The following is a 2,827-nucleotide window of genomic DNA, read 5'->3' as shown; positions in this document are numbered from 1 at the left end:
GCCCTGACGATCCCAATCCCCCAGCACAATGCGCTTGGCCGCTTGCTCGCCCAGCTGCAACTTGTGAATGGCCGGGCGATGGGTATGGCCGTGGATCAAGGTCTTCACGCCATACGCTTGCATGATCCGCGGAATTTCTTCCGGCGTGACATCCACGATGTCATTGGCTTTCATGCGCGTTTGCGCGCGGCTTTCACTGCGCAGCTTGCGCGCCAGTTTGTGCCGGGTGCGCAGCGGCAAGTGGCGCAGGATGAACAGGCTGATCGGGTTGCGCAGGTAGCGACGCAGCTTCATATAGGCTTCGTCGCGGGTGCAGAGGCTATCGCCGTGCATCAAGAGCACTGGTTCGCCGAAAAACTGCACGACACTCGGGTCCTTCAATAGCGTGCATCCGGCCTGTTTGCAGAAGGCCTGGCCGAGCATGAAGTCGCGGTTGCCGTGCATCAAAAAGATCGCCGTGCCGCTGTCGCTGAGATCGCGCAGGGCCTGGCAGATGGAGCGCTGAAAGGGCGTCATGGCATCGTCGCCAATCCACACCTCGAAAAAGTCGCCCAAGATGTACAACGCACTCGCCGAGCGGGCGCGTCCGGCGAGCAAATCCAGAAACGCCCGGGTAATGTCCGGGCGCTCCTCTTCCAGATGCAAGTCTGAAATCAGCAGTATCACTCAATGATCTCGGCTTTCTCGATGATCACGTCTTCTGCTGGAACGTCCTGGTGGCCGGATTTCATGGTGGTGGAAACACCTTTGATCTTGTCCACGACGTCAGTGCCTTCAACGACTTTAGCAAACACCGCGTAGCCCCAGCCCTGGGTGGTCTTGGCGCTATGGTTCAGGAAGCTGTTGTCAGCCACGTTGATAAAGAACTGGGCGGAAGCCGAATGCGGCTCCATGGTGCGCGCCATGGCAACGCTGTACTTCACGTTCGGCAGGCCGTTGTCAGCTTCGTTCTGAATGCTTGGGCGCTTGTCTTTCTTTTCTTTCATGCCTGGCTCGAAACCGCCGCCCTGGATCATGAAGTTGCCGATGACGCGGTGGAAAACGGTGTTTTCGTAGTGGCCGGCGTTAACGTATTCGATGAAGTTGGCCACGGTGATCGGGGCCTTTTCAGCGTTCAGTTCCAGGACGATGTCGCCATGGTTGGTGGTCAGTTTGACTTGGGTCATGATTGCTACTCTTTCAAGGAATTCGTGGATTTTGGGACATTAAAGCCCATCACCTGTTCAGCCTTTTTCGGCCAAGGAGCGCAGTTTAGCGTGACAGGCGCGAATTTCGAGGCTGTTTTTCATTTGCGGCCGATTAAATACGACCGTTTGCAGGTGCGCTCTGTCAGGTGCTTGACAGCATCGGCTATGATAGCGGCTTTGTTTTATCTGGCCCTTCTTCTGGCCGCGCACTTGTACGTTCAAGGATCCTATGAGCAAGCCCACTGTCGACCCTACCTCGAATGCCAAGACCGGCCCTGCCGTGCCGGTCAATTTCCTGCGCCCGATCATCCAGGCGGACCTGGACTCGGGTAAGCATACGCAGATCGTTACTCGTTTCCCGCCTGAGCCCAATGGCTACCTGCACATCGGTCACGCCAAGTCGATTTGCGTGAACTTCGGCCTGGCCCAGGAGTTCGGCGGCGTCACGCACCTGCGTTTCGACGACACCAACCCGGCCAAGGAAGACCAGGAATACATCGACGCGATCGAAAGCGACGTCAAATGGCTGGGCTTCGAATGGTCCGGTGAAGTGCGCTATGCCTCGCAGTATTTTGACCAGCTGCACGACTGGGCCGTTGAACTGATCAAGGYCGGCAAGGCCTACGTCGACGACCTGAGCCCGGAACAGGCCAAGGAATACCGTGGCAGCCTGACCGAGCCGGGCAAGAACAGCCCGTTCCGTGATCGCTCCGTGGAAGAAAACCTCGACTGGTTCGCCCGCATGCGCGCCGGTGAGTTCCCGGACGGCGCACGTGTGCTGCGGGCCAAGATCGACATGGCCTCGCCGAACATGAACCTGCGCGACCCGATCATGTACCGCATCCGTCACGCTCACCACCACCAGACCGGTGACAAGTGGTGCATCTACCCGAACTACGACTTCACCCACGGTCAGTCGGACGCCATCGAAGGCATCACCCACTCGATCTGCACCCTGGAATTCGAAAGCCATCGTCCGCTGTACGACTGGTTCCTCGATAGCCTGCCGGTACCGGCGCACCCGCGTCAGTACGAGTTCAGCCGCCTGAACCTGAACTACACGATCACCAGCAAGCGCAAGCTCAAGCAACTGGTCGATGAAAAGCACGTCCATGGCTGGGACGATCCGCGCATGTCCACGCTGTCGGGCTTCCGCCGCCGTGGCTACACGCCTAAATCGATCCGCRACTTCTGCGAAATGATCGGTACCAACCGTTCCGACGGCGTAGTCGACTTCGGCATGCTCGAATTCAGCATCCGTGACGACCTCGACCACAGCGCCCCGCGTGCCATGTGCGTGCTGCGTCCGCTGAAAGTCGTGATCACCAATTACCCGGAAAACCAGGTCGAGAACCTCGAACTGGCGTGCCACCCGAAAGAAGACATGGGTGTGCGCGTTCTGCCATTCGCCCGTGAAATCTACATCGACCGTGAAGACTTCATGGAAGAGCCGCCAAAGGGCTACAAGCGCCTGGAACCGGCTGGCGAAGTGCGTCTGCGCGGCAGCTACGTGATCCGTGCCGACGAAGCGATCAAGGACGCCGATGGCAACATCGTCGAACTGCGTTGCTCGTACGACCCTGAAACCCTGGGCAAGAACCCGGAAGGCCGCAAGGTCAAAGGCGTAGTGCACTGGGTGC

3 protein-coding genes are annotated in these 2,827 nt (G+C 58.6%); 1 reads left to right on the top strand and 2 read right to left on the bottom strand.

The window, feature by feature from the left end:
• Together lpxH and AC1DRJ_RS23550 are read right to left on the bottom strand one after the other, a co-directional pair.
• A partial coding sequence (lpxH, locus tag AC1DRJ_RS23555) for a UDP-2,3-diacylglucosamine diphosphatase (protein WP_477804267.1) occupies positions 1 to 666 on the bottom strand: 666 nt, incomplete at its 3' end.
• Positions 663 to 1,166 carry a peptidylprolyl isomerase gene (locus AC1DRJ_RS23550; RefSeq protein ID WP_477804266.1) on the bottom strand — a complete coding sequence of 168 codons (504 nt, stop codon included), beginning with the start codon at positions 1,164 to 1,166 and terminating at the stop codon, positions 663 to 665. The genes AC1DRJ_RS23550 and lpxH, both read right to left, overlap by 4 nt.
• Positions 1,167 to 1,416: 250 nt before the next feature.
• On the opposite strand from AC1DRJ_RS23550, the gene AC1DRJ_RS23545 reads away from it, so the two are divergent.
• Positions 1,417 to 2,827 (top strand): glutamine--tRNA ligase/YqeY domain fusion protein (locus AC1DRJ_RS23545; protein ID WP_477804265.1); only part of this gene is annotated, 1,411 nt, incomplete at its 3' end.

This window comes from Pseudomonas sp. P5_B2, assembly GCF_056400445.1.
This window is presented reverse-complemented; position numbering and strand designations above follow the sequence as displayed.